The 3,737-nt window shown below is 45.2% G+C and carries 4 protein-coding genes; all 4 read right to left on the minus strand.

The genetic code is table 11. The features are described from left to right. Positions 1-175: Rep family protein (locus ACLUWI_RS09905; RefSeq protein WP_412147191.1), on the minus strand; the 175-nt coding region annotated here is incomplete at its 3' end. A 259-nt stretch (positions 176-434) separates the two neighbouring features. Beyond that, positions 435-1,145 carry a hypothetical protein gene (locus tag ACLUWI_RS09910; protein WP_412147188.1) on the minus strand — a complete coding sequence of 237 codons (711 nt, stop codon included), beginning with the start codon at positions 1,143-1,145 and terminating at the stop codon, positions 435-437. A 198-nt stretch (positions 1,146-1,343) separates the two neighbouring features. Further along, the gene (gene mobV, locus ACLUWI_RS09915) at positions 1,344-2,411 is read right to left on the minus strand and encodes a MobV family relaxase (protein ID WP_412147189.1); all 1,068 of its coding nucleotides are present in this window, start codon (positions 2,409-2,411) and stop codon (positions 1,344-1,346) included. Between the two features lie 766 nt (positions 2,412-3,177). After that, positions 3,178-3,737: Rep family protein (locus ACLUWI_RS09920; RefSeq protein ID WP_412147190.1), on the minus strand; the 560-nt coding region annotated here is incomplete at its 5' end.

Below are 3,737 nucleotides of genomic sequence, written 5' to 3' on the forward strand. Positions count from 1 at the left end.
TGCCATCTGGCTCTGGATCCTTGTCATGAAGCGGACTTTCGACCCAAGGAACTAGCTCCTGTTCGTCCAAAATCTCGCGCCAGTTATCCGGAGCAGACTCTGGATAGCAGACAAACGTCCATGCCCGAGCGCGCTCATCTGGCTTCTTTTCAGCTTGTTGTTTCTTGTCAGTCATAAAAAAACACTCCTTCTGCCTGCTTGCTCAGCTAGACAGAGGGAGTGTGATACCATTTTGACATCAAAACCATTGCTTTTTTCGTCAATATGCCTTAACATACAAGACAAAAGACACAAGGAAGATATCAATATCTTCTCCTACCGTCACAGCCGAGCATGAGACCCAGTCGCCAAACAAAGGTCATGCAGGCTTTTTTATTTTGTTGATTTTATATTATCACGAAAGGCTCCGCTATGCGGGGCTTTTTTGTTGCAGATCAGTCAGACGGCAATCTTTCAGGTAGCGACCAATGTCTCCAGATACAGATTAGTAAAAGCAAATCTTGAAGATCATGAACTCTAGCAAAATTTAGAAGCCAATCCAAATCGTACCCTTCTAAATCCGACACGTTGTCAGTACCTTTAGATCCTTTTTCTCGTAAACTATGTACAAAGATTTCAAATTTCTTATAATCTTCAGACGTATTCGGTTCAAAGAATGCTACTGAATCCTCATTTTCAGAAATACTCAAGTAAAGACGATCGGTTATTTTCTGCACTTCGTTAATTGTTTGCCAGAAAATACCGCGATACAGTGCAGATTTTACTGTATAAGCCCGTTTTCGAACTTGCGAAAGTGGTTCAATATGACATTCACCATCATCTGGGCCATCAAACTCTGATTTTGTTCCATGCAACTGATGACACAACTCGTGATATTCACGATCTGTCAGCCGTCTCGCTATGCAGTCGATCATAGCCAACGCGTTAGTGTCAGCTTGATCAATTGAGTAGTCAATCTGCTGTTTGAACTTCTTCTGAATCCAAAAGCCACTATCCAATCCACCCTCACGCTTCATATAATCGTCCACAGCAGACGATAACAGCTCCGTAAGGGTAATACCCTCACGATCGGCCAAAGCTTGAATCTGACGCTTATAATCGTCCGTCAGGCGCATTCGGATTACTTGATCCTTGTTTTCGCTCATAAAAAAACACCACCTTTTTTACTTTGTAGCTACATTATAACATCTGTAGCTAGGAAGTGCAACCGGCATCTGCCTAATTTAATGCTCAACAAGAAACTAGCCCCCGTGTGCCCCACTTCTTGTCGGCGGTGAGTACCTCACCACCGCACCCGAAGTGTATCACGGGGGCTGTCTTGTTTGCGCCTTAAAGGCAGATGCCTATCTGCTCCGCTGACGGCTCATATTTACGTTCTGAGCCACTTTAAGCTTCTTCTCGGCTGATTCATCATCAACGCCCTTGATGGCCGTATACAGCTTCTCAGCGGGCTTAATCACGCCGTCATTTAACTGTTTAAAGTAAAAAGCTTGCTGAGCACTCGGATTAGGTGCTTGATAAGCATTTAAAAATTCGTCAAATGCAGCCACCTTCTGGTTAACCGCCTTCTCTTGCTCCGCTACTGCATGCTCACGGTCAGTCAGCGCGCTTTCACGCTCTGCAACGGCCTTCTCACGCTTGACCAGATCATGAAATCGGCGCCGAAGCTTGGCAAGCAATCTACGCAACGATTGCATGATGCCTTTCAAATCCAGCTTATCCAGCTGATTAACGGCCTCATCATGATCCACCTTCAAAATACCGGCCGACTGGGCCAGATCAGCCGAAGCCACGGCCAACTCATGCTTAATGGCCTCTTTCTCAATTTGAACAGCCTTGTATTCCTTCGTGGTCAGATGCTTCTTTCTCTGACCCGCAATCCCACGCTGAATGTCAAACCCATGATCAGCCAGATACTTTGGCAGTTCACCCTGAACGCGTTTCAACGCGTTACGGTCAAACATCTTCTTACTTGATAATGAACCATCCTCATTAATCGGAACAATGCCCAAATGCATGTGGGGTGTGGTCTCATCCATGTGGACAACCGCATATTGTAAATTATCTCTGCCGAACTGCTGGCCAAACCAGTCAACGGCAGTCTGAAAATATTGACGGATCTGGTCAGCGTCCAGACCCTTGAAAAATTCCTGATCACTGCTGATGATCCACTCATTCAAAACCACCGCATCTTTGCGCACTGCACGCTTGCTTGTGCGTTTGGCGCTGATGTAGTCCATGATCACCTGTTTTGACATGTTCTGATGCTCAATCAAATCAAAATTATCTGCTGATTTGGTGACATCAATTTCCTTGTTCGAGTGATTCTCTGTTCGCCGGAAATCATGCATGAAAATTCCATTCAAATTTTCAGCCTTATTTTTCTTCATTGTGGCGACCAAAAAACTCATTTGGCTACACCTCCAATCACAAACTTTCCAAAAATTTCATCTGCTTGTAAAGTATACGTTACCGCAGTTGAATCCGATCGTCAATATAAAGTATACGTTAAAGAGGCAGTGATGGCCAGATATTTATAATATAAAGTATAGCGCACTATACCTTTTCACGGAAAAGAGTGCGCCCTGCCTGGGGGCTGGCTGTCTGCCAGACCGAGAAAGTTTCACCTTCACGGACAAAGTTTCACCTTGACGGACTCTGCCGAGGGCGAACCTTTTTTTCACAAAAAAAGGTCCCAAAAAAACGAAGATTTTGCCGGCTAAAACTGCCGGACAAAATCAGATTTTTTCGCGCTCCAACCACGCGCATCAAAAATCTATTGGCCGTTTGGCAAAGCTGAAGCAATGCCAAACTCTCGTCACTGGCCGAAGCTTCGCAACGGCACAGCTCCTCACGCGCGCTTTTTTCAAAAAAAAGCTTGGCAAAAAACCCGTGGCACACGGCCACCTTGATCCGCTTATCAGCATCACCATTCTTGATCGGTGCTACTCGTGGTCAACAGGTCGTCAAAATTACTAAAAGCAATTTTGACCAATGACCTATGACCACATAGGGGGGAGTCGTAGTACCCCCCCTAAAAACACCCTCAAAACCCGTCAGCACTGGGGTTCTTTGCTGTCCCACCAGTGTCCCACTGTCCCTCAAAAAGGGACAATGATTGACAAATACGCTAATTCTGTCTATTAAAAACAGCCCTTTTAAGGGCTGCATCATCAATTATTTCAGAAGTCTTGAAACAGTGTTCTTGCTGACGCCCAATTCGTCAGCAATACCGCGAAGCGAATAGCCAGCTCGGGCTAATTGCTTAGCTGATTCAGCCATCACAGCACGCTGAGACTTTTTGTCGGCTTGCTGAGCTTGACGCTGATAGCATGAATTTATAGCCGCATTGATGATAATGCTGTTGCGGTTGCAGATCACATCAAACCAATCACGCAACCCATTAGCTTGAACATAATTCAACAGGTTCATCAAATTGGTAACTTCGTTTTTATCGATAAACGCAATGATGTCCCACAGAAGTTTGTCCTTGTCGATACTGGAAAGGCCGAAATACTGCTCAATCTCAGCACCACAATGGCAGACGATGTCCTTCTTGTCATATTGGTACTTATGAGGGTGATCCTTATGTACCAGATACCGAACCATACTCCGAATATCGTTGACCCGTTGTGGGATCGGCTGACCAAGATCATCAGTGATTTTTTTAACTTGGCTGAACGACTTCTTGCCAGGGAACAAGAGAATAATGTGCCAATGGGCCTTCTTCGTTCCAC

Origin of the sequence: Limosilactobacillus mucosae (genome assembly GCF_046939755.1) — a bacterium.
In the GTDB taxonomy this organism is placed as follows: Bacteria; Bacillota; Bacilli; order Lactobacillales; family Lactobacillaceae; genus Limosilactobacillus; species Limosilactobacillus mucosae_A.